Origin of the sequence: Paenarthrobacter sp. CM16, from assembly GCF_013179505.1 — a bacterium.
Lineage (GTDB): Bacteria > Actinomycetota > Actinomycetes > Actinomycetales > Micrococcaceae > Arthrobacter.
In genome coordinates, this window is sequence record NZ_JABMCX010000043.1 from 1 (window position 1) to 22,574 (window position 22,574).

At 61.9% G+C, this 22,574-nt stretch carries 22 protein-coding genes; 14 read left to right on the forward strand and 8 right to left on the reverse strand.

The window, feature by feature from the left end:
* The first annotated feature begins 59 nt into the window (after nt 1-59).
* Nucleotides 60-1,022 (forward strand): heme o synthase, encoded by a 963-nt coding sequence (locus tag HP499_RS05650; RefSeq protein WP_089595064.1) that lies wholly within the window; start codon nt 60-62, stop codon nt 1,020-1,022.
* 201 nt (nt 1,023-1,223) lie between these two features.
* Here the strand turns inward: HP499_RS05650 and HP499_RS05655 are convergent, their stop codons facing one another.
* Complete coding sequence (locus HP499_RS05655; RefSeq protein WP_216659769.1) at nt 1,224-1,766, reverse strand: TOPRIM nucleotidyl transferase/hydrolase domain-containing protein; 543 nt, start codon at nt 1,764-1,766, stop codon at nt 1,224-1,226.
* A gap of 413 nt (nt 1,767-2,179) precedes the next feature.
* Here HP499_RS05655 and HP499_RS05660 point away from each other — a divergent pair, with 413 nt between their 5' ends.
* From HP499_RS05660 to HP499_RS05670, 3 genes are read left to right on the forward strand one after another with little or no spacing between them, the layout of a single operon-like run.
* On the forward strand, nt 2,180-2,953 hold the full coding sequence (locus tag HP499_RS05660; protein ID WP_172322924.1) for a hypothetical protein: 774 nt from the start codon (nt 2,180-2,182) through the stop codon (nt 2,951-2,953).
* Nucleotides 2,940-4,097, forward strand: coding sequence for a peptidoglycan-binding protein (locus HP499_RS05665; protein ID WP_172322925.1), 1,158 nt, complete (start codon nt 2,940-2,942; stop codon nt 4,095-4,097). The genes HP499_RS05660 and HP499_RS05665 overlap by 14 nt, the downstream gene beginning before the upstream one ends.
* On the forward strand, nt 4,094-6,058 hold the full coding sequence (locus HP499_RS05670; protein WP_172322926.1) for an ABC transporter ATP-binding protein/permease: 1,965 nt from the start codon (nt 4,094-4,096) through the stop codon (nt 6,056-6,058). Before HP499_RS05665 ends, HP499_RS05670 begins: the two co-directional genes overlap by 4 nt.
* Before the next feature lie 5 nt (nt 6,059-6,063).
* On the opposite strand, the gene HP499_RS05675 is transcribed toward HP499_RS05670, so the two are convergent.
* The 3 genes from HP499_RS05675 to HP499_RS05685 are packed head-to-tail and all read right to left on the reverse strand — an operon-like array spanning nt 6,064 to nt 8,785.
* A complete protein-coding gene (locus HP499_RS05675) occupies nt 6,064-7,011 on the reverse strand; it encodes a heme A synthase (protein ID WP_172322927.1) in 948 nt (315 codons plus the stop codon).
* 47 nt (nt 7,012-7,058) lie between these two features.
* Nucleotides 7,059-7,823 carry an ABC transporter permease gene (locus HP499_RS05680; protein ID WP_172322928.1) on the reverse strand — a complete coding sequence of 255 codons (765 nt, stop codon included), beginning with the start codon at nt 7,821-7,823 and terminating at the stop codon, nt 7,059-7,061.
* Nucleotides 7,820-8,785 carry an ABC transporter ATP-binding protein gene (locus HP499_RS05685; protein ID WP_172322929.1) on the reverse strand — a complete coding sequence of 322 codons (966 nt, stop codon included), beginning with the start codon at nt 8,783-8,785 and terminating at the stop codon, nt 7,820-7,822. Before HP499_RS05685 ends, HP499_RS05680 begins: the two co-directional genes overlap by 4 nt.
* Before the next feature lie 109 nt (nt 8,786-8,894).
* Here HP499_RS05685 and HP499_RS05690 point away from each other — a divergent pair, with 109 nt between their 5' ends.
* The 7 genes from HP499_RS05690 (at nt 8,895) to HP499_RS05720 (ending at nt 15,217) form a co-directional block, all read left to right on the forward strand.
* The gene (locus HP499_RS05690) at nt 8,895-9,716 is read left to right on the forward strand and encodes a metalloregulator ArsR/SmtB family transcription factor (protein WP_172322930.1); all 822 of its coding nucleotides are present in this window, start codon (nt 8,895-8,897) and stop codon (nt 9,714-9,716) included.
* Entirely contained in the window at nt 9,716-11,179 is a 1,464-nt protein-coding gene (gene sufB / locus HP499_RS05695; RefSeq protein WP_026540641.1) for a Fe-S cluster assembly protein SufB, read from the forward strand. Before HP499_RS05690 ends, sufB begins: the two co-directional genes overlap by 1 nt.
* Nucleotides 11,180-11,181: 2 nt before the next feature.
* Nucleotides 11,182-12,495, forward strand: a complete 1,314-nt coding sequence (gene sufD, locus HP499_RS05700) for a Fe-S cluster assembly protein SufD (protein ID WP_172322931.1) — start codon at nt 11,182-11,184, stop codon at nt 12,493-12,495.
* 21 nt (nt 12,496-12,516) lie between these two features.
* Nucleotides 12,517-12,873 carry a non-heme iron oxygenase ferredoxin subunit gene (locus HP499_RS05705; protein ID WP_172322932.1) on the forward strand — a complete coding sequence of 119 codons (357 nt, stop codon included), beginning with the start codon at nt 12,517-12,519 and terminating at the stop codon, nt 12,871-12,873.
* 43 nt (nt 12,874-12,916) lie between these two features.
* Nucleotides 12,917-13,702, forward strand: coding sequence for a Fe-S cluster assembly ATPase SufC (sufC, locus tag HP499_RS05710; protein WP_172322933.1), 786 nt, complete (start codon nt 12,917-12,919; stop codon nt 13,700-13,702).
* A gap of 13 nt (nt 13,703-13,715) precedes the next feature.
* Nucleotides 13,716-14,048, forward strand: a complete 333-nt coding sequence (locus HP499_RS05715; protein WP_011774796.1) for a metal-sulfur cluster assembly factor — start codon at nt 13,716-13,718, stop codon at nt 14,046-14,048.
* A gap of 278 nt (nt 14,049-14,326) precedes the next feature.
* Entirely contained in the window at nt 14,327-15,217 is an 891-nt protein-coding gene (locus HP499_RS05720) for a hypothetical protein (RefSeq protein WP_172322934.1), read from the forward strand.
* A gap of 108 nt (nt 15,218-15,325) precedes the next feature.
* Here HP499_RS05720 and HP499_RS05725 read toward each other — a convergent pair whose 3' ends face one another.
* Nucleotides 15,326-16,225: a neutral zinc metallopeptidase gene (locus tag HP499_RS05725; protein ID WP_172322935.1), complete on the reverse strand. Its 900-nt coding sequence runs from the start codon at nt 16,223-16,225 to the stop codon at nt 15,326-15,328.
* A 61-nt stretch (nt 16,226-16,286) separates the two neighbouring features.
* Here HP499_RS05725 and HP499_RS05730 point away from each other — a divergent pair, with 61 nt between their 5' ends.
* Nucleotides 16,287-17,678, forward strand: coding sequence for a class I adenylate-forming enzyme family protein (locus HP499_RS05730; protein WP_172322936.1), 1,392 nt, complete (start codon nt 16,287-16,289; stop codon nt 17,676-17,678).
* A 15-nt stretch (nt 17,679-17,693) separates the two neighbouring features.
* On the forward strand, nt 17,694-18,872 hold the full coding sequence (locus HP499_RS05735; protein WP_172322937.1) for a thiolase family protein: 1,179 nt from the start codon (nt 17,694-17,696) through the stop codon (nt 18,870-18,872).
* Here HP499_RS05735 and HP499_RS05740 read toward each other — a convergent pair.
* From HP499_RS05740 to HP499_RS05750, 3 genes are read right to left on the reverse strand one after another with little or no spacing between them, the layout of a single operon-like run.
* Nucleotides 18,869-19,522 carry an energy-coupling factor transporter transmembrane protein EcfT gene (locus tag HP499_RS05740; protein ID WP_172322938.1) on the reverse strand — a complete coding sequence of 218 codons (654 nt, stop codon included), beginning with the start codon at nt 19,520-19,522 and terminating at the stop codon, nt 18,869-18,871. The two genes, HP499_RS05735 and HP499_RS05740, sit on opposite strands and share 4 nt — an antisense overlap.
* The gene (locus HP499_RS05745) at nt 19,519-20,256 is read right to left on the reverse strand and encodes an energy-coupling factor ABC transporter ATP-binding protein (RefSeq protein WP_172322939.1); all 738 of its coding nucleotides are present in this window, start codon (nt 20,254-20,256) and stop codon (nt 19,519-19,521) included. Before HP499_RS05745 ends, HP499_RS05740 begins: the two co-directional genes overlap by 4 nt.
* Nucleotides 20,257-20,273: 17 nt before the next feature.
* Nucleotides 20,274-20,891: a biotin transporter BioY gene (locus tag HP499_RS05750; protein ID WP_172322940.1), complete on the reverse strand. Its 618-nt coding sequence runs from the start codon at nt 20,889-20,891 to the stop codon at nt 20,274-20,276.
* 279 nt (nt 20,892-21,170) lie between these two features.
* Between HP499_RS05750 and HP499_RS05755 the strand changes: the two genes are divergently transcribed.
* Nucleotides 21,171-22,574 (forward strand): ABC-F family ATP-binding cassette domain-containing protein (locus HP499_RS05755; protein ID WP_172322941.1); only part of this gene is annotated, 1,404 nt, incomplete at its 3' end.

A 22,574-nucleotide genomic window follows, 5' to 3' on the forward strand; every position in this document is an offset into this window, starting at 1 on the left:
TGTCAGCTTTCGAAGACCGGGACGGCAGCCGCTGCGAGAACCCCAGAGCATAGAACAGAGTGACTGCCGCCGTGAGCACAACTGATACGCCCCTCAACGCGTCCCCGGCCCGGGGAAGCATCGGAATTTCCCGTAAGTTCAAGGCGTATCTGGCACTCACAAAACCGCGGGTCATCGAACTCCTCCTGGTGAGCACCCTGCCCACCATGATCTTCGCCCAGCGCGGTTTTCCCTCCATAGGCTTGATTCTCGCTACACTCGTCGGCGGAGCTTTCGCGGCAGGCAGCGCCGGTGTCTTCAACTGCTACATCGACCGCGACATCGACAAACTCATGCACCGCACCGAGAAGCGCCCGTTGGTAACCGGAGAAGTGACGCCGCGAGAGGCACTGGTCTTCGCCTGGATTCTCGGCGCGGCGTCCATCGCCATCCTGTGGTTCGGGGCCAACCCGCTTTCCGCCTGGCTGGGCCTTGGCGCCATTGTGTTCTATGTGGTTATTTACACCATGATCCTGAAGCGCCGCACCGCCCAGAACATCGTCTGGGGCGGAGCTGCCGGATGCTTCCCTGTCCTGATCGCCTGGGCGGCCGTGACCAACACTGTGGAGTGGCCTGCCATTGTGCTGTTCATGGTGATCTTCCTCTGGACGCCGCCGCACTACTGGCCCCTGTCCATGCGTTACGGCGAGGACTACCGCAACGCCAAGGTGCCCATGCTTGGTGCCATCGCCGGAGCCAAGGTGGTTTCAGTCCAGGTTGTCCTCTACGCCTGGGCCATGGTGGCCTGCTCGCTCTTGATGGTCCCGGTTGGCGGGGCCGGATGGGTTTATACGATCGTTGCCGTTGCGGCCGGCGCGTGGTTCCTCTACGAGAGCCACGCGTTGTACAAGCGCGCGCAGGGCGGGGACGTCTCCAACAAGGGAGCCATGAAGGTCTTCCACGGCTCCATCAGCTACCTGACATTGCTCTTCATCGCGCTGGCCGTTGACCCGTTCATCGGCTCAGCGATCGTCGGCGGCTAGGTTCGCAAGTCGCTCGCGTTTTAACGTTCGACGCCGGTACCCGCCACCTTGCTTGAGTGGTCGGTGCCGGCGTCGCTGTTCTACCACCAACCCGCAGACGCTGTCTCACATCCCACGGGCTTGAACCCAACGCTGTCTCACAACCCACGGGCTTGAACCCAACGCTGTCTCACAACCCACGGGCTTGAACCCAACGCTGTCTCACATATCAAGAGATGCCACCAAGCGAGCCAGCGGGGGTGGTGCCTTGCCGGAGGGCAGCGCAGACACCAGCAGGGGCGCGTACCGGATTTTATTGCCGCTGCGCCCACCGAAAAACCTCCGCAGTTGCGCTTCAACAGATAGATCCCGCAACGAGGGTTGTCGCTGGAGAAGTTCGAACGAGCCAAACTCACCCTGACCGGCGATCACGTTGATCACCTCATCGACGCCCAGGCAACGAATAAGTTCATCCTCCAAATCAGCCTCACAGACCTGGAACCCCAGGTCGTTCAAGGAAGCGGCCCCGATACCGGCCCTGCTGAAGGCGCGGGCGATGCCCCGGGATTCTCCGGAATCGCAGAGACCCAGCAGCCGATGGTTTTCCCCTTGCGGGCCGTAACGGTCGAGGAAGTGGACAATGTTGGTGGCCCCACCCATCGGAACGATGGAGACGTGGTGCTTTTGCAGGTCATAACCAAGGCGCCGGGCCAATGCGTTCACGGCCAGACGGTCACTCTCGCCTTCCACAAACACTGCCGTCATTTGCACATGACCAGTATGGCTGATGAGGACGGCTCGGCCTTGGGTCGCTGAGGGCCAGCACCTAGAGGCCCCAACGCAGCACCTAGTTTGGGGCTATTCGGCACCTAATTCTTGCCGGAGCGCCACCTAGTTTGAGGAAATGCCGTCTAGGTGGTGACGTGCGCAACCTAGTGTTCGTGGTGGAACAGAGCTGTTCCACCACGCACGAGCATTGGGGAAAAAGTGAAAGCATTCCTGCGTACAGCCTGGGATGACGAAATCTCCAGCATCTGGGGTTAGCCGTGCGATCTCCCACTTTTCATTCAGTTTTGGCGGTCGCGGCGACACTGGCTGTTGTCGTGCTTTGCGGCGTGGCCTGTTCGGGCCCGCCGGCATCGTCGACCACCGCAACGACGACGGTCAGCCTGCCTGCAGTGGATCGCGCTGCCGGAGCAGGAGCAAGGGCAACTCTCAATGAAAGCACCGGCGAAGTTGTCCTTCCCATGAGTGCCTACTGGTACTCAGACGGAGAGAACGTCCTGGTCAATACGGCAGTGGCATTCCTCATCTACGACTGCGTAGAAGATGCCGGGTTCACGGTGGCCCCGTGGGGAGGTGCAGGTAAAGCCCTGCAGGACTACAGATATGGTCAGTGGTCCCGCTCGTTGGCTGCCAGAAACGGTGCCGTGCCGGAGATCAGGGTGATTCCCGGCGTGATGGATGAGCAGCCGGAGCGCCCACCCCTCAGCACAAGGCAGCAGGAAACGGAAGCGAAGTGCACTAATTCCGTGGGCAGGGCAGGCTTGCCCGAACTCCTGGACGGCCTGGCTGGTGATGCCTCCTTGCAGAGTCAAATCACTCGGAACGCCGTGGTCCTGACAGAGCTCGATTCGGAGTACTTGGCTTACCGGAAGAGCTGGGAGGAATGCCTGGCCGCCAAAGGCATCAAACTTTCGGAACAAGGTTCGTGGAGCTTGCAATCCGGCGGCTCCAAGGAGGATGAGATACGGGTTGCCCTCTTGGATCTAGACTGCAAGGACGCCAGCGGCGGGGCCAGGAAGCCGTATGACCTCCTGGCTGAGTACCAGGCCGCGCAGATGATCGACCACCAAGCCGAACTCAACGCCTTGGCGGAAGAGAAGGTGGGCGCAGTGGAGCGTGCCAAACAGATTTTGCGGGATCACGGCGTGGCTGATGCAAGACTCTGATTCGCTCCTGGTGGAACGCGGTATGAGGCGCGTCCCGCGGTGGTGGCTCGTACCTGCAGCATTACTGGTGGTACTGACGGGTTTGGGCGGCGCCTATTGGGCAGGAACATCGACAACGGCAGGGTCGGAGCCGGCACCGCCACTTGCTGCAGTGGTTCCGGTTTCGGCTACGGTAGAACGCCGTGCAGTGGCCGAACAGGTGGTTCTATCCGGGAAAGTCGTTCCAGGAGCCCAGGCCACCCTTCATGCCAGTCCGGCCGCAGGCGTTGACAGGCTGGTGGTAACGGGCGTGGCAAAAGAGGCCGGGAGCCGCGTGGTTTCCGGTGAGTTACTGGCGGTCGTCTCGGGGAGGCCGCTGTTGTTACTACCCAGCAGCGTGCCGTTGTATAGGGACATCAGCCCAAGCGACTCTGGTCCCGATGTCAAAGCACTCCAAGAGGTTTTGGCAGGGTTCGGTTACCCGTGCGCCACAACCGGAACCTTTGACCGGGCTACTCAGCAGGCACTGGCGTCGTGGTACCGGGCCGCAGGGTTCAAAGCCCCCGTTCCGCTCCCGCAGGAGGAAGCTGGTGATGCAGCATCGAAGAACTCGCCGGATGTCATGTTTCGCTGGCGGGAATTTGTCCAGGTCCCCGGTGATAGTGGCACTGTAGCGTCCATCGCCGGACCCGGTTCCATCTTGGCCGAGGACGGGGTCGTGGCCCGGATCAGGATCGCTGACGACTCCTTTGTTGCCCGCGCGGACGTTGTCCAGGCCGAGAGTTTCGTGGTGGGTACGCCCGTAACGGTCAGAGCCGGTTCAACAGTTCTGGACACCGCAGTGGTGCAGGTCAGCGGCTTTCTGGAGGGTGACCAAGGCAAGAATGAAGTCCCTGGAAAAGATGTCACCGTAGCGTTGCCGCCGGGGGCACAGGGATTCGCTGCCGGACAATCAGTTACCATGGCTGCAGGTGCTGCAGTGGCAGAGTCCCTCGCAGTTCCCCTCATAGCGATTCGTCAGGACGGCGGGATCCCCTACCTCCTGATCGAAGGCAACGGCGAGCCCCGCCGCTTGGAGGTGAAAGTTACCGCGCAGGTGGATGGGTGGGCAGCCATTGCGGACGTTGACGGCCTGGTTGTTGGGGATCAGGTGAAACTCCAATGAAGGCGGCCCTGCCATCCCGGGAATCGTCCGGACATGCGAAGCGCGTGCCCATCCTCAGCCTGCGTGGCATTGACCGCGGTTTCCCCGGCGCGATGGCGCTGATGGACGTGGACCTCGATATCCACGAGGGCGAGTTTGTTGCCATTGTAGGTCCCTCCGGTTCAGGAAAGTCCACGCTGCTTAACGTCCTCGGCCTCTTGGACACACCTACCGGGGGTTCTTATCGGATCAGGGATGTAAACGTCGCAGATCTCAACGTTAGGCAAAAAGCAGCCCTACGGGCCGATGTTTTCGGCTTCGTCTTCCAGGAATCACATATGGTGGGTCGGGACGCCACGGCCCGCAACGCCGTGTTGGGGCTGCGTGTGCGGGGCGTAGGTATCAAGGTCCAGAAACAAATGGTCATGCCCGCGCTGAAGAGATTTGGGCTCGCACATAGGGCGGCAACCCCGGCGTCGCTGTTGTCCGGGGGAGAGCGTCAACGCCTGGCTATGGCACGGGCAGTAATCGGAACGCCAAAGGTTGTCCTGGCAGACGAACCCACAGGCAGCCTGGACACCGGGAACGGCAAGATCGTCATCCAGCATCTCCGCGAGCTTAGTGATGCCGGGACCACTGTGGCCCTGGTGACCCACGATCCCGGTATCGCGGCGGCAGCGGACCGCATCATCACGATGCGCGATGGAGCCATCATCCAGGACACCGGACACCTCAAGGACACCGCCAGCATTCCAGCACCAACAACAGAACATCCCGAAAGCAAACGTGCCTTCGGCCGAAGCCTGCGCCATGAGGCAGCAGATGCCGTTGCCGACGCGCTCTCCGGGTTGACCGTTCGCCCAGCTAAAGCCCTTCTGCTGATCATGGCGTTTCTCCTTGGCAGCGGAGGGTTGGTTGCGGCCATCGGGCTGAGCGAGAGTGCCTCAGTCAAGGTGTCCACGCGGATCGATGCAGCGGCGAGCGACGAAGTCAGAGTGACGCGTTCGGCCGGTTATCCATCGTGGGAAGCCATCAGCAGCGACCTCGATGCCTCCAGAAGGCTCTCCGGGGTGCTTGATGCCGGCGTCATCGCCGAACTCTCATCGTCAGTGGTGCAGCCATCCACCTTTCGGCCCGCGTCCTTTCCTGAACAACCGACTTTCAACGGCGCAGTCCGGATCATTGACTCTGCGTACCTTAGGCTCCAAGGCGCGACCCTGTCCTACGGTGATGCCGCCTTGCTCGACCAATCATTCGGTGGTCCCGTCGCAATCCTGGGCCAGAACGCCGCCAGTGAGCTGGGAATCGGAAAACCGGGACCCGGCGTCGTAGTTTGGCTGTACGGCCAGCCAGTCCCGGTGGTAGGGATTATTGATGAACCGGGCCGTGACCCGATTCTGCCGTCAGCGGTCATGGTGGGAGTCGGGTCCTACTCTTTGACCGACAACGTGGCAGCCAGCCTGGTCCTTCGGACGGGTCCAGGGATGCCGGCAGCCATCGCTGAGGCCCTTCCAAAAGCCCTCAACCCTGCTGAACCCGGGACCGTAGAGGTGCGAACGGTGGCCGACCTCCGGGAACTCAAACAAGGGATCAATACGGACCTCGGCAGGCTGGTAGCCGTTGTCTCCGTCATCCTGCTCGCCATGGCTTGCCTCAGCGCCGGCACCACCATGTACCTAGGGGTGTTGGCGCGATCCAGTGAGATTGCACTTCGACTTGCCTTGGGCATGCGTCGAAGAGTGCTCGCCTCAATGTTCCTTACCGAAGGTGCTGTGGTGGGCATATTAGGGGGAGCTGCAGGCGCAGCAGCAGGCATGGTTGCTGTGATGGCCTACGCATCCCTTGAAGGTTGGGCCGCTGTGCTTCCTTGGTATGCGTCGCTGTGGGGCATAGGGGCCGGACTTACCAGCGGCACCTTATCCGCTGTGTACCCAGCCGTACTGGCCACGCGTTCCAACCCGGCGCACCTGATCCGGGCTTAGGAGATCTACCGACGTACCGGGCTGTGCTTCGCGAGGTCAGCTGCGTTGGTGGCTGCACTCATGAGGACGGCTGCCCCAAACATGTGCGCTCCAACCAAGAGAGCCGGAATTCCGTTGTAGTACTGGGTGAAGCCGATGACGGCCTGCAGCAGTGTCACGCCCAGCAGCAGGTATGCCGCCGTTCTGAATGGACCGTCGATTTTGTGTCGGAAAACCAAGTACACCGCGAACAGTGTTCCCGCAGTGATGAGGTAGGCGGGCACGGCGTGGATGTGGGAGAAAAGGTCCCAATCGAGGTCGTTTCGGGGCGCGTCGGCGTCCCCGGCGTGGGGACCTGCGCCGGTGACTACGACGCCGAGCATCACCGAGAGTGCGGAGAAGACAGCAACAGCCAGCATCACGGGACGTGCGACGGCGGGCAGGCCCGGCAGGGTCCGGTTCATGAAGCTTCCGGCGCGCCCGTAGGCCCGGTTGACCAGCAGCGTTGCGAAAACCACCAAGGCCATGGAGACAAGGAAGTGCAGTCCGACGACCCAGGGGTTGAGGCCCGACAAAACCGTAATGCCACCGATGATGGCTTGGGCCGGAATGCTTGCCAGCAGGCCCAAGGCGAGGATGAACAGGTCGCGGCGTTCTTTGCGGAGGTTCCACAAGTACACCAGCATCAATGCTGCGACGGCGGCGAGGGCAAAGGTCAGCAGACGGTTGCCGAATTCGATGAAACCGTGGATACCCATTTCCGGGGTGTTGACCAGCGAGTCATTGGTGCATCGTGGCCAGGTGGGGCAACCCAAACCGGACGCGGTAAGGCGCACCGCACCACCGGTCACCACCAGGACTGTCTGCCCGATGAGAGACAGCAGAGCCAGGCGGCGGACGGCCTTGTTAACCTCGGTGGGCAACTTGGACGTGAACTGCTGAATGGTTTTGGGAAGGCGCGATGCCGTGCTCACAGTTTTCTCACTTCTCAGTTCTGCATTGTTGGTGGTGCCCGGTCGGATTAGTTCCACTTGAACCAGCGGATGGCTGCAGCGCCGGCGAGTACCGTCCACAGCAAAAGGACCAGGACGGCGGGGAAAGGTACAGCACCCACGAGGAAAGCATCACGGAGCGCCTGGCCCAGGGCACCGGACGGAAGGAAATGGACGATGCCTTGAAGCAACGAGGGCAATCGATCGGCGGGAACAACGATCCCGCCCAGGGCCCCCAGCAGTATCCACAAAAGGTTGGTGATAGCCAAAGTAGCTTCCGGACGCACAGTGCCGGCCACCAGCAAGCCGAGCGCAGTAAAGGCAGCAGCGCCCAGAATCAGCAGCCCGAGCCCGGGCAGCCAGGCCTCGGGCCGGGGTTGCCATCCCAGGAAGCCGGCAACGGCGCCGACCACCAGGACCTGCAGAAAAAGGACCACCAGTACGGCGAGGATCTTCCCGGCAATCAGCCCACCCCTGCCCAGTGGCGTGGTGGAGAGGAACCGGAGAACTCCGTAGCGACGGTCAAAGCCCGTGGCAATGCCTTGACCGGTAAAGGCCGTGGACATTGCACAAAGTGCCAGGATGCCCGGTGTGGCAATGTCCACACGTGATCCCCCTAAACCATCCAGCAGGGGAGTCACTACCAGTCCTACCAAGGCCATGAGAGGCAAAACGATGGCAAGAATCAGCTGTTCACCATTACGCAGCATGGTGATGGTTTCATAGCGGCCCTGCTGCATGATGCGGCGCGGAAGCGATGCCGGTCCCGCATTGGGCGAGAGGAGCTTGCTCATCGGAGGTCCCTTCCGGAAATGTCCAGGAACACGTCTTCAAGGCTACGGGCTTCCAGGCGGAGCGAGGCAGGCATGATGTTCCGTTCCGCCCACCAAGCAGTCAGAGTTGCGAGGTCTTTGGGCGTGATGGCGCCTGTGATGGAGTAACTTCCGGAGCGGGTCTCAGTGACCTGAAGGCCTGCCCCCAAGGCTCCGACGAAGTCGAGTCCGCCCGGCGCATCGAAATAGAGCGTGCGTTCCGTCACGGCGGAATCCGTGGCGTGGTCGTGGCGCAGCAGTTCCGCGACGGTGCCTTCCACCACGTTATGACCGCCGTCAATGATGTAGACGTAGTCGGCAAGGCGCTCGGCGTCATCCATCAGGTGCGTGGTCAGGACGATTCCCATGCCGGCGTCGCGAAGTTCGGCGATCAGGTCGAAAACCATCTGGCGCGATTGCGGATCGAGACCCGCGCTGGGCTCATCAAGGAACAGAATCTCCGGGTTGCCCACCAGGGCAGCTGCCAGAGCCAACCGTTGTTTTTGACCGCCGGAAAGCCTGCGCACGCTGGTTCTGCTGAATTGGCCGATTCCCAGCCGTTCCACCAGCGCGTCAACATCCATGGGGTTTTTGTACATGCCGGCGACGTGCCGCAACAGCGGTATGGGACGGGCCGACGGCGGCAACCCGCCGTCCTGGAGCATCACGCCTACGCGGGACCTCAAGTCGGCGCCTGCTGTATCAGGGTCTGCACCAAGGAGCGAGATGCTCCCGCCGGTCCGCTTCTGCAATCCCTGTGCACATTCAAGGGTGGTGGTCTTGCCTGCTCCATTGGCACCGAGCAGCGCGGTCACCTGGCCGCGCTCGGCTACAAGGGAGAGTTCGCTGACTACCCGGAGCATTTTGCCGTCAAGGGAGGCCAGGGGGCCTACATCCTTAATGAGTCCGTCTATGGTGAGGACAGGGGATTCGGGTGAGCGCACCAGAGTATTCTACGTGAAGTAGTACGGTCACACTTGGCGGGCTACTGAGGTCAGTCTTGCCTTACTGGATGCATGAAACAAATTACGACATGATTGTGTTGTGTATTCCATGAGCAGTCCAACTTCCATGCCCTCAACACGGCATGCTGCAGCGGCAGAGGCCTTCGTTGCCCCGCCTGCGCTGCCGGACGCGGATGACCGCACCAGGGACCGTGTCCTGAGCGCCGTTCTGGAGAACGGCCCGGTGAGTGCCGCGGAACTTGGTGATCTTCTCGGCTTCACACCGGCCGCAGTCCGCCGCCACCTTGACCATTTGGAACGCAGCGGCGTGATCGAGGTCAAGCGTGTGGCCAAGGCAGGTTCCGGAGCAGGACGTCCTGCGCGTCGCTACGTCCTGAGCTCCCAGGGGCAGTCCACCCTGGGTGACGACTACTTGAACATTGCCAGCTCCGCACTCCGGCGCCTCCAGGAACTCGCCGGTGAAGAGGCCGTCCGTGAGTATGCCGAGGAACGCTTCTCGGACATGGAACGGCGCTACGCCCCCGAAGTGGAGGCAGCCGGTGATGACATCACCGCCCGTGCCATGGCGCTTTCCAAGGCCCTGAGCCGTGATCGCTTTGTTGCGTCCGCGCATTCCATTGAGGCCAAAGCACCCCTGCCTGCTGCCTTGTCCAGCGTCCAGCTGTGCCAGGGCCACTGCCCCATCCAACGGTTGGCGGCAGAGTTTCCGGTGTTTTGCGATACCGAGACCAAGGTCTTCTCGCGCTTGGTGGGCGTCGATGTCCGGCGCCTCTCCACACTCGCGCAGGGCGGACACGTCTGCACCACCCACATACCTACCGGGCGCCCGGCTGCCACGGCATCCCCAGATGCCGCAGAGCAGCCCGGGAACCCGTACCAGGAATCAAACAACCAGCAAGAAAGGCCGTGATGACGGACCAAATAGCAGAGAAAGCGGTAGCTGACGGCACTGTGATCTCGGAGATTCTGGAGAAGAATCCCGAACTGCACGGTATCGGAAACTACGAGTACGGCTGGGCCGACAAGAACGACGTAGGCGCCAACGCCCGTCGTGGCCTCAGCGAGGAGGTTGTCCGTGACATCTCCTCGAAGAAGAACGAGCCCGAATGGATGCTCGACCTGCGCCTCAAGGGCCTGAAGTACTTTGACCGCAAGCCCATGCCGACCTGGGGTGCAGACCTCTCCGGCATCGACTTCGACAACATCAAGTACTTTGTGCGTTCCACCGAGAAGCAGGCGGCAACGTGGGAAGACCTTCCGGAAGACATCCGGAACACCTACGAAAAACTCGGCATCCCCGAAGCTGAGCGCAGCCGTCTGGTCTCGGGCGTTGCTGCCCAGTACGAGTCCGAGGTTGTCTACCACCAGATCCGCGAAGACCTGGAAGCCCAGGGCGTCATCTTCCTGGATACCGATACCGCTTTGCGTGAGCACCCGGAGATCTTCCAGGAGTACTTCGGCACCATCATCCCGGTGGGCGACAACAAATTTGCCTCGCTCAACACGGCCGTATGGTCCGGCGGTTCCTTCGTGTACGTACCCAAGGGCGTCCACGTAGACATCCCGCTGCAGGCCTACTTCCGCATCAACACCGAAAACATGGGCCAGTTCGAGCGCACGCTGATCATCGCCGATGAGGACTCCTACGTTCACTACATCGAAGGCTGCACGGCTCCGATCTACACCTCGGACTCACTGCACTCCGCTGTTGTGGAGATCATCGTGAAGAAGGGCGCCCGCGTCCGCTACACGACCATCCAGAACTGGTCCACCAACGTGTACAACCTCGTTACCAAGCGCGCCATCTGCGAAGAGGGCGCCACCATGGAATGGATCGATGGCAACATCGGTTCCAAGGTGACCATGAAGTACCCGGCCGTCTACCTTGTTGGCGAGCACGCCAAGGGAGAGACCCTGTCCATCGCTTTCGCCGGCGAGGGCCAGCACCAGGACACCGGCTCGAAGATGGTTCACATTGCGCCGAACACCAAGAGCTCCATCATTTCCAAGTCCGTAGCCCGCGGTGGTGGTCGTGCTGCATACCGCGGCTTGGTCCAGGTCCGCGAGGGTGCCAAGCACTCGGCCAACACGGTCCGCTGTGATGCCCTCCTGGTGGACACCATTTCCCGTTCGGACACGTACCCGTACATCGATATCCGCGAGGATGACGTTGTGATGGGCCACGAGGCCACGGTTTCCCGCGTCAGCGAAGAGCAACTCTTCTATCTGATGTCCCGCGGCATGCCTGAAGACGAGGCCATGGCCATGATCGTGCGCGGCTTCATTGAGCCGATCGCCCGGGAATTGCCCATGGAATACGCTCTTGAGCTGAACCGCCTGATTGAACTGCAGATGGAAGGGTCCGTCGGTTAACAATGACTGATATCACTACTGAAAAGGCACGCATCGGCGCGCCCTCGGCCCAGCCGTTTATCAACGGTTTCACCGAGGAAGGCGAGAACCTCTCGCCCGTCAACACCGGAACCAACACCAGCACGACGTCGGAGCAGCCTTCTGCTGGTCCGCTCGGCGGCGCTTCGGCCAAGAGCCACTCACATGGTGGCGGCGTAGGCATCCCCGACAGCTCCCGTGCAGGGCGTCTGACCTCCTACAAGCTGGCAGACTTCAAGCCGTTGAACGGTCTTGAGGAAGACTGGCGCTTCACTCCGTTGAAGCGACTGCGCGGCCTTCACACCGAAGTCCTCAACGGCGCAGCTCCGGCTGTCAGCGTCACCGCACCAGCCGGCGTCGTTGTTGAAACGGTTGGCCGCGATGACCAGCGCATCGGGCAGGCAGCCATCCCGGAGGACCTCGTGTCCGCCAATGCGTGGGAGAACTTCGCCGAGGCGACGGTTGTCACCGTTCCTGCGGAACTGCAGGCCGAGAGTGAAGTTTCCGTCCTGATCACCGGTGCGGGAGAGGCTCCCTCTGCCCAGCACATCGTGATTGTGGCAGAGCGGTTCTCCAAGGCCGTTGTTGTCCTGGACCACCAGGGTTCCGCGGTTGTCTCCGAGAACGTGGAAATCATCGTTGAAGACGGCGCTGAGCTGACCGTTGTCTCGTTGCAGGAGTGGGCAGATAACGCTGTTCACGCCTCATCGCAGCAGGCAAAGATCGGCCGCGATGCCAAGTTCAAGCACATCGTTGTCAGCCTTGGCGGCGACCTCGTTCGCGTCACGCCCTCCACGCGCTTCACCGCACCGGGTGCCGACGTCGAAATGTTCGGCCTGTACTTCGCCGACGCCGGCCAGCACCTTGAGCAGCGCCTGTTCGTTGACCATGCAGTGGCTAACTGCAAGTCGCGTGTCCTCTACAAGGGTGCGCTGCAGGGCCGCAATGCCCACAGCGTGTGGGTTGGCGACGTCCTGATCCGCAAGGAAGCAGAAGGCACGGATACCTACGAGGCCAACCGCAACCTGGTACTCACCGACGGTGCCCGCGCCGACTCTGTGCCCAACCTTGAAATTGAAACCGGCTTGATCGAGGGTGCGGGCCACGCCAGCGCCACCGGCCGTTTCGACGACGAGCACCTGTTCTACCTCATGGCCCGCGGCATCCCCGAAAAGGTTGCCCGCCGCCTGGTGGTCCGAGGCTTCCTCAACGAGATCATCCAGCAGATCAAGGTTCCGGCAATCGAAGAGCGCCTGACCGCAGCTGTTGAGCGCGAACTCGCCGCGACCGACAACTAAGACAGGCCAGGCAGAGCAACAATGAGTGAAGAAGCCAAGGGCGAGCTGGTATGCAACGCCAATGACATCCAGGTCAAGCAAGCGCTGCGCGTCCTGATCGATGACTATCCCGTAGCCATCGTGAAGGATTCAATGGGCGAGATCCACGCCATCGCCGATACCTGCTCGCACGCGGACATCTCGTTGTCCGAGGGTGAGGTTGAAGGCTGCGCGATCGAATGCTGGGGACATGGTTCCCAGTTTGACCTCCGCAGTGGACAGCCCCTCCAGCTGCCTGCTTACGACCCCGTCCCCGTTTTCGCCGTCACCATCGACGGAGACGACGTTTATGTGGACGTGACCAACGTTGTGAACGGCGCTTCGGTAGATCACTACTGAGCGCCCAGTACCGCCAGACTTACGAACGGAAAGAAAGAAGAGCATGTCAACTCTTGAAATCAAGGACCTGCACGTCAGCATCGAGACGGAGCAGGGCACCAAGGAGATCCTGAAGGGCGTCAGCCTCACCATCAAGACCGGTGAAACGCACGCCATCATGGGCCCCAACGGTTCAGGCAAGTCCACCCTCGCCTCCACCATCGCCGGCCACCCGCGCTACACCGTCACGAGCGGCACCATCACGCTGGACGGCGAAGATGTGCTGGAAATGAGCGTTGACGAGCGCGCCCGTGCAGGCGTCTTCCTGGCCATGCAGTACCCGGTAGAGGTTCCCGGCGTCACCATGACCAACTTCCTGCGCACTGCCAAGACGGCAATCGACGGCGAAGCTCCGGCCCTGCGTACTTGGACCAAGGACGTCAAGGCTGCCATGCAGCAGCTGCGTATCGACGCCGACTTCGCACAGCGCAACGTCAACGAAGGCTTCTCCGGTGGTGAGAAGAAGCGTGTTGAGATCCTGCAGCTCGAACTCTTCAAGCCGAAGTTCGCCATCCTCGACGAGACCGACTCCGGCCTGGACGTCGACGCCTTGAAGGTTGTCTCCGAGGGCGTTAACCGCGCTCACGAAGAGGGCAACATGGGCACGCTGCTCATCACCCACTACACCCGCATCCTGCGGTACATCAAGCCGGACTTCGTCCACGTCTTCGTTGACGGCAAGGTTGTTGAAGAGGGCGGCCCCGAGCTCGCCGACCGTCTTGAAGAAGAGGGCTACGACCGCTACGCCCCGGGCGCCGGCGTGGCCGTTGCTCCTGCCGTGCAGGCCTAGTTAGGATCGTTCCATGACCGAAATCAACACGGCGCGAACCAGCCTCGAGGACGTCGAGGAAGCGCTCAAGGACGTCATTGACCCCGAACTCGGCGTCAACGTAGTGGACCTGGGCCTTCTGTATGGCCTGAAGTACTCCGACGAAGACGGCGCGCTCCTGATCGACATGACACTGACAACGGCGGCTTGCCCGCTGACGGACGTGCTTGAAGAGCAAGTGGGCAAGTCCCTGGACGGCGTCGTTGATGACTGGCGCCTGAACTGGGTATGGATGCCGCCATGGGGTCCTGAGCGGATCACCGACGACGGCAAGGACCAGATGCGGGCCCTCGGGTTCAACATCTGATCAGTATTTTTTCGCTCGCTTCGGCGGGCCATGAGGAAGGGTTCCGGGCTGACCGCCCGGAACCCTTCCTTTTGCCATTTATGCAAGTTTCAGTCCGCGAACCCCAAGCACTACCGTGAGGTGCTGCCGGGGAGTAGGATGCGGCCATCCGAGGCGTGATTTCTGCATTCTTGGAGCATTGCCTCCGGGAGGGTGGCAGCGTCTACTGGCTGGGGAGTGGCCGTGCGGGGAGCGCGTCCGGGTGCACCAATTACAACTCGTCGATCAGAGGCACTCCCATGAAAGTCAAATTCGCAATACCCAGTGCTGTTGCTATTGCCACAGCCGTACTGTTGGTGCCGCCAGCGGCAGCGGCGCCCCCGGCGGGCTCCCAACTCTCAGGCGCAATTTTCACTACGAACGGGTCCGGCGTACCGGTGAACCTGAATATATACGACGCTAAAGAAGACGTGTATCTCAACGGTGGACCTGGCATCAACGCTCCTGACGATGCTGCCGGACTGCCCGCCGGAAACTACTACTTCCAAGTCACGGATCCATCGGGCAAGACGCTGCTTTCCACCGACGACATCAGCTGCCGTGAAGTCACGGTCAATAGCTCTGGTGTCATCGAGGATGCAGTTCCGGCCGGAGGCTGCGAGCATGCAACGGGCAGTGACGGAGAAGATGGGGGCGCGACGATCCAACTTTTCCCCTTCGCGGATACCCCCAACAACGGCGGGGTCTACAAAGTATGGATCACACCAGTGGACAGGTACGACTGCGAGGCACCGGGCAACAAGCAGTGCTTTGTCCCGCGATACAGCAAGGTGGACAACTTCAAGGTCCGCAACCCGCTGATCGTTGAAATCGATGTCCGTTTCTTCAGGAACGGCGTTGCTCTGGACGGCTACGCCGCTGAGTGGACTGACACCAACGGTGCACACAACGTTAAGTTCTCTGAGTGGAACCCATCGGTGTTGGCGTATCACGAAGCTCACTTTGAGGCGACGGAGCAGGGAACGCACTCCATCAAGGTCTCCAGCCAGCCCGGCTGCAGTCTTGGAGCGGTGTACGGGCCGGATGGGTCACTGGCAAAGATCAAGGGCAGCAGCGCTACGGTGAGCGTCTCTGTTGCCGACCATCGAGAGGGTGATTACACCTACCGAGTAGACGTCAGCTGCAAGTAACACGCGCCATTCTCAGGAAACCAAGGAACACCTGAACGAAACCGGCCCGGAACTCCCTAAGGAACCGGGCCGGTTGGCATCCTGGCAGTCTTCCTGGGCAGCTTCCTTCTATGGCGCAGCTACTCCGAATGTGTCGCACTTGTTGATGTCACCGGTGGTGTACCCCTGGTAGAACCACTTCTGCCGCTGTTCGCTGGAGCCGTGTGTCCACGATTCAGGAGACACCCGGCCGGTAGCCGCCTCCTGGATGCGGTCATCGCCGACCGCGGACGCGGCGGACAAAGCATCCTGCAGGTCTTGCTCGGTCAAGGGATCAAGGAAAGGCTTCCCGCTCGCGTCAGTCTGGGTGGTGGCGTGCCGGACCCACAGCCCCGCAAAGCAGTCGGCCTGAAGTTCCACCCGTACGGCACCGGATTGCGGACCCTGGGGATCCTGCTGGGCCTTGTCCAAGGTGCCAAGGATGTTCTGGACATGGTGCCCGAATTCGTGGGCCACCACGTATTCCTGCGCCAGCGGACCTCCGGATGAACCGAAGCGGGTGACCAATTCGTCGAAGAAACCGGGGTCGAAATAGGCGGTGGTGTCCGCAGGGCAGTAGAACGGGCCCACGGCACTGGTAGCGGCACCGCAGCCGGTGTTGGTGGCCTGGCTGAAAATCACAGTCTCAGGCCGCGGGTACTGGACGTTGTAATCGGCCAGGTAATCAGGCCAGAAGGCATTGAGGCTGTTGACGGTGCCAATGATCCGGCAGTCCAGCCGCTTGTCCGCGTCAGCGCCGGTCTGGCATTCCTGGGCGGCACCGGGGCCACCACTTTCGACGGCGGGAGGCTGGGTTCCGCTGCCTGTCAGGTCCCCGAGGATGTTGGGGTTGATGCCGAAGAGTGCCAACAGCAGCACCACGATCCCGCCACCAATACCACCGCCGATCTTTGTCCCGCGGCCCATGCCACTGCCGCGTCGGTCCTCCACCTGGGAGGGGTCAAGCTGTGCGCCGTCATTGAAACTCATACAGTCAGAATAGACGTCACTATTGGTGCCCGCCGCCTGACACTGCCGTAAAATTCTGTGGATGCCTTTCCTGGACAAACTTCAGCACTGGGCCGATGAACGCCCTCACGACACCGCGGTGGTTGTGGGCAGCAACCGGCTCACCTGGGTGGAACTCCGCGACGCCGCAGCAGCGCTGCTGGGCGATGCGAACCCCACTACGGTTCTTGCCGAGCCCAATTCTGTCCGCTTTGTGGAACGTTACGCTGCTGCGGTGGCGGGGGAGCGGCGCTGTGCCGTGCTGGACCCCGAATGGCCTGCCCCGATGATCGAGGATGTCACGTCGCGCATCGTCGAGGCCGGTACACCTGCCGGCACGGACTTAGTGGATGGGGAACCTTCCAGCACCTTCCTCATCGGACTGACGTCCGGCACCACGTCGGTCCCCAAGGCCTTCACCCGTTCACGCCGTTCCTGGCAGGCGTCGTTCGAGGCATCCATCGAGTTTTTCGACCTTCGGCAGGATGACCGCACCCTTGCTCCTGGCCCGCTTTCTGCCAGCCTCAACCTTTACGCGCTCTCGGAATGTTTGTTCGCCGGCGCGGCCTTCCATACCCTTGAGACTTTCGATGTGGGAGCCGCCCACGCTGCCATCACTCATGACGGCATCACCCGCTTGGTCCTGGCGCCTACTGCCTTGCGGTTGCTCAGCGAGCGGGGACTGGCGGGGGATGTTGATGCCTCCGGACTCCGCAGCATCATTTGTGCCGGCTCCAAGCTGGACGCCCGCACCTTGGAGGCTGCCCGGCGTTGGGCACCCCATGCATCCCTCTACGAGTATTACGGTGCCTCCGAATTGAGTTTCGTCTCAGGCACCCGCTTGGCGGCCGGGGAACCTTTGGATTCCGGCGGAACAGGGATCGGCCTGCCTTTCCCGGGGGTCGAACTGAGAATCCTGGATGATGCCGGCCAACCCCGGCCGGACGGCGGACAGGGAAACATTTGCGTCCGCAGCGGCATGGTCAGCAACGGCTATCTTTGGGGCGACGATGGGCAAGCCCTGAGATGTCTCGATGGTTGGTACACCGTGGGGGACCAGGGTTTCCTTGAGGAAGGCATCCTCCATATCCTTGGGCGCCGCTCCGACATGATCATCACCTCGGCAAAGAACGTCTACCCTCATGAGGTGGAGCTTGCCCTGGCTTCGGTACCGGGTGTGGATTTTGCGGTCGCCGCCGGAGCGCCTGACGATATCCGCGGCCAAAAGGTGGTTGCCGGCGTCGTGCCTGCCTGCGGCTCGGTCACTGCCACCCAACTCCGCACCGGCCTGGACGGGCTGCTGGCACGTGACAAGTGGCCGCTACAGTATTACTTGTTGGGGGAGTTGCCGTTGACGGACCGGGGCAAAGTCAGCAGAAAGATTTTCCTCGACTGGATCAAGAATCACGACCCCCGGGCGCAGCTTCTTGGGTAGCGCGAGGGCCTAGCCATGGAAGTCGACGAATCCCGGCAACCGATCATCATCACCGCGCTTCGATCTCCGATTTGCCGCGCCAACGGTCAACTGAAACACTTCCGTGCCCCGGACCTTCTGGCACCTGTGCTCGCTTCCCTGCTGGAAACAGCATCTTTGGACCCGGCGGACGTGGACGACGTCATCGTTGGAAACGCGGTGGGCGGCGGGGGAAATGTGGCCCGGTACGCTGCCCTCCAAGCCGGATTGCCCACCACGGTGCCGGGCCTAACCGTTGACAGGCAATGCGGTTCCGGCCTTGATGCCATCGCGCTGGCCTCGAGGCTGGTAGCAGCCGGGGATCAGCCGTTGTACCTGGCGGGCGGCGTTGAGAGCATCAGTACCGCGCCGGCACGGGCCAACAGGAACGACGACGGCGGACTCGACTTCTACTCGAGGGCCAGCTTTGTGCCGCCACAGTTCGGGGACCCCGACATGGGTGTTGCCGCTGAGAACGTTGCCCGGGCGTTTGGCGTGACACGTGAGCGCCAGGACGAGTATGCGCTGCGGAGCCACAGACGGGCGGTAGAGGCTGCCGAAGCGGGGCTTTTTTCGGCTGAAATAGTGCCGCTCAAGAGCAGTCGTAAGCTGGTGGACTCCGACGACGGGCCCAGGGCCACGTTGCGGCCGTCGCTGATGGCCAGGTTCCCTGCGGCGTTTGTGCCTGATGGAACGGTCACTGCAGGGAACTCCTGCTTCGACGCGGACGCAGCATCCGCCGTCGTCGTCACGTCGCTGGAGCGCGCCCGTTCGCTGGGCGCAACGGACGGGTTGCTGGTACTGGGGTGTGATACCGCCGGGGTCGATCCCGAACTCCTTGGCATCGGCGCTGCACACGCCGCCAAGCGACTCCTTGGCCGCCACTCTCTGCGTGCGGGAGAAGTTGATCTGGTTGAGTTCAACGAGGCGTTTGCTTCCCAAACCATCGCGTGCCTGGATTTCCTGGGCATAGATCCTGCCATGGCCAACCTGGACGGCGGCGCCCTGGCGCTTGGGCACGGCTACGGCGCTTCGGGGGCGGTTCTGGTAACGCGTTTGATGGCGCAGGCACGCGGCAGATTTGCAGCAAAGGGGACGAGCGCCCTGGCGTTGGCCATGATCAGCATTGCCGGGGGCATGGGAACCGCAGCGCTCCTGCGGTACTCAAGGCTCTAGCCGTGCATTAACGCATCTTCCGGTTCGCCGTCTTCCGGTTCTCCCAGCCCACGGGCTGCCAGGGCGTCGCCTGTTTGCCGGGCGTACGCCACGGTAGTGATGAAGACCGGGAGCACCAGCGCCCGCGGATTGCGTTCAAGCCCGCGCGCCCGCGCTGAATCCCGCACATCTGAAAATGCGCCCGCAATAAAGGGAATGCTCCTGAGCATCACTGCAATGGTCAAAGCGAAGCGTTCGGGGTCGGCGCCGAAACGCCGGAACGGTTTTGCCAGCACCACCACGCCATCCAACAGGTCCTGGACGGGCGTAGTGGCGGTCAGCACTGACGCTGCCACCACGCACACCAGTATGTTCAGCACGATGCGGGCTGCGGTGGGAGCCCCAAGCTGCCACCACTGGAAAAGGCCGATGACCAAGAGGATGGGCGTCACCAACCAGATGGCCCGCAGAAGGCGGCGGGGACCGGCGCCAGTCATAATGAACAGCCCGCACATGGTGGTGAAGATCGCCAAGGACACCGCCCAGTCCACTATGAGGAATGACGCCGCTCCGCAAGCAGCAACCACCAGGAACTTCAGCAACAGGGGAGTGCGGTGGATGATCGAGTTGCCGCGGACATAGTTCGCGATCAGGAAGCCATGGCCCCTCACCTGGAAACGTCACCCGATGGGGCATCCTGAAGGGGAGCCGCGCACAGCGCGCGGTAAACGGCGACGCCCTCGGCTGCCCCGCCGTCGAACACGATACGTCCCGACTCCACCACCAACACCCGATCCATGTCGAGCGCGAGGTCCAAATCATGCGTAGACATCATCACCTGCTGGTCCAATCCTGCGACTGTTTCCCGCAGGAGTTCACGGTTCCGGAGGTCCAGAAGGGTGGATGGTTCGTCAAGGACCAGTACCGCCGGGTCCACGGCCAGGACTGCGGCCAGGGCCAGCAACTGCCGTTCGCCGCCGGAGAGTTCGTAGATACTCTGATCAGCCAGGTGCAGCAGCCCGAAGCGTTCCAGGACCATTTCCGCCCGGGCCGCCCGTGCTGTGGAGTTCTTGATGGACCGGCGCAGGGAAAGCTCAACGTCTTCCCTGCCCGTGGGCATCACCAGCTGGGACAGTGGATCGGTAAAAACGAAACCGACTTTGCCTCTTACACGGCGGACGTCCTCAACAGTGTTCCCACCGTGGACCATGACCCGGCCGGCGCTCGGCTCAACCAAGCCATTCACCAGCCGCAGCAGGGTGGACTTCCCCGATCCGTTGGCACCGATCACGCCGATCCGGCGTTCGGTCAGCTCCAGGGAAAACTCGTGGAGCAGGGTTTTGGGTGTGGGGCTGCCGTCAACCGCGACGCGCACCGATACCCCAGTGAAACTGATGGAATTCATGGATCGATTGTTCCCGTTTACTTGACCCGACGTACCAGCACATCCGGGAAGGCTTTGTGGATTGCCATGGCGATGACGACAGCCAGGACGTTCTTAAGGATATCGCCGGGGACAAACGGAAGATCGGCGAGGAAAGCCTTGGTGAAGTCCAACTTGGCGTTGACCATCATGCCAAGGACGCCCAGTGCGTGGATAACCACGATGCTGCTCACCATGGTGGCCCCGAAGAGCCACAGCGCACGGAACTTCACCGTCCGGCGGATGATGATCGCCGCCAGGTAACCCGTTGCTGCGGCAGCCAGCGGGAACGCAATGATGTATCCGGCTGAAGGTGTTGCCAGTATGCCGGGTCCGCTGCGCCCGCCGCTGAAGATCGGCAGCCCTGCCAGCCCCAGCAGGACATAAAGCCCGACGGCGGCGAAACCCCGTCCGGCGCCGAGCACCAAGCCACTGAGCATCACTGTCAGGGTCACCAACGTGATAGGCACACCCAGGGCACCCACAGGGATGCCGGGAACGATCGCGGAAGCGGCCACGAGGGCAGCGAACACTGCAATGAGGCCGAGGTCGGTGGCAGTCCAGCGTTTACGGGACATCGGCTTTTTCTGCTCTTGGGCAGTGTTGGTCTGGCTCATGATGGGTCCAATCGGGTGTGATGCGATGTGATGATGGTCTTCTTCTTTCCCCTCCCATCGAGAGTACGGAGGGATGGTTGGTGGGATTTTGGAGCCTCTCCACAAAGCCCGACGGGAATTCTTTGGCTGTTGGCACAGTTTTCTCTTGTGAGGCCCGATGTCAGCCCGCGGCCGGGGGACCGGTAGACTTGGACAGGCTGTTCTCACGGCCGCATCCCGCCGCACTTATCGGACCCACCGGTCCCCGCGAGCGTTCCCCATTGAAAGGCATCACCCGAATTGATTACCGTCCAGGACCTCGAACTCCGCGCCGGCGCACGCCTGCTCATGGACCAGGTCAACTTCAGGGTGGACAAAGGGGACAAGATTGGCCTCGTCGGACGCAACGGCGCCGGCAAGACAACCCTCACCCGGGTCCTCGCCGGTGAAGGCCTTCCCGCAGGCGGCAAAGTCACCCGCAGCGGTGAAATCGGCTATCTTCCGCAGGACCCGCGGACTCCGGACATGGAGCAGCTTGCCCGCGACCGTATCCTTTCTGCGCGCGGCTTGGACGTCGTAGTGGGAAAGCTCAAAAAAGCCCACGACGACATGGCCAGCGACGACGCTGCCGTCCAGCGCAAAGCCATGAACCGCTATGACCGTCTGGAAGCTGAATTCCTAGCCGGTGGCGGCTACGCGGCCGAGGCCGAGGCCGCTGCGATCTCCTCCAACCTCGCACTGCCTGACCGTCTTCTTAACCAGCCGTTGAAGACCCTTTCCGGTGGCCAGCGACGCCGTGTTGAATTGGCGCGAATCCTGTACTCCGACGCCGAGACACTTCTCCTCGACGAACCCACAAACCACCTCGATGCCGACTCCATCACCTGGCTGCGCGACTTCCTGAAGAACCACCAGGGTGGCTTGATCGTGATCAGCCACGACACCGAACTGCTGGAAGCAACGGTGAACAAGGTCTATCTGCTGGACGCAAACCGAGCCCAGATCGACTACTACAACATGGACTGGAAGCGCTATCTGCTCCAGCGCGAAACGGACGAACGCGCCCGGAAGCGTGAACGTGCCAACGCGGAGAAGAAGGCCCAGGTCTTGATCGACCAGGCCAACAAGATGCGGGCCAAGGCCACCAAGGCAGTCGCTGCGCAAAACATGGCCAAGCGTGCCGAGCGCCTCCTGAGCGGGCTGGAGGCTGTACGCGAGAACGACCGCGTGGCCGCGCTGCGCTTCCCGGATCCCTCTCCTTGCGGCAAGACCCCTCTGACAGCAGAGGGATTGAGCAAGTCTTACGGCTCTCTGGAAATCTTCACGGATGTGGACCTGGCCATTGACCGCGGTTCCAAGGTAGTCATCCTGGGCCTCAACGGCGCAGGTAAGACCACCCTCCTGCGGATGCTGGCCGGCGTCGACAAGCCGGACACGGGCGACATCATCCCCGGGCATGGCCTCAAGGTGGGCTACTACGCCCAGGAACATGAAACGCTCGACGTCGACCGCACTGTCCTGGAGAACATGCGCTCTTCTGCGCCGGACATGAAGGATGCCGAAGTCCGCGGCATCCTGGGTTCATTCCTCTTCTCTGGCGACGACGTCGACAAGCCTGCAGGCGTTCTCTCCGGTGGCGAAAAGACCCGTCTGGCCCTCGCCACCATCGTGGCGTCCAGCGCCAACGTCCTCCTCCTCGATGAG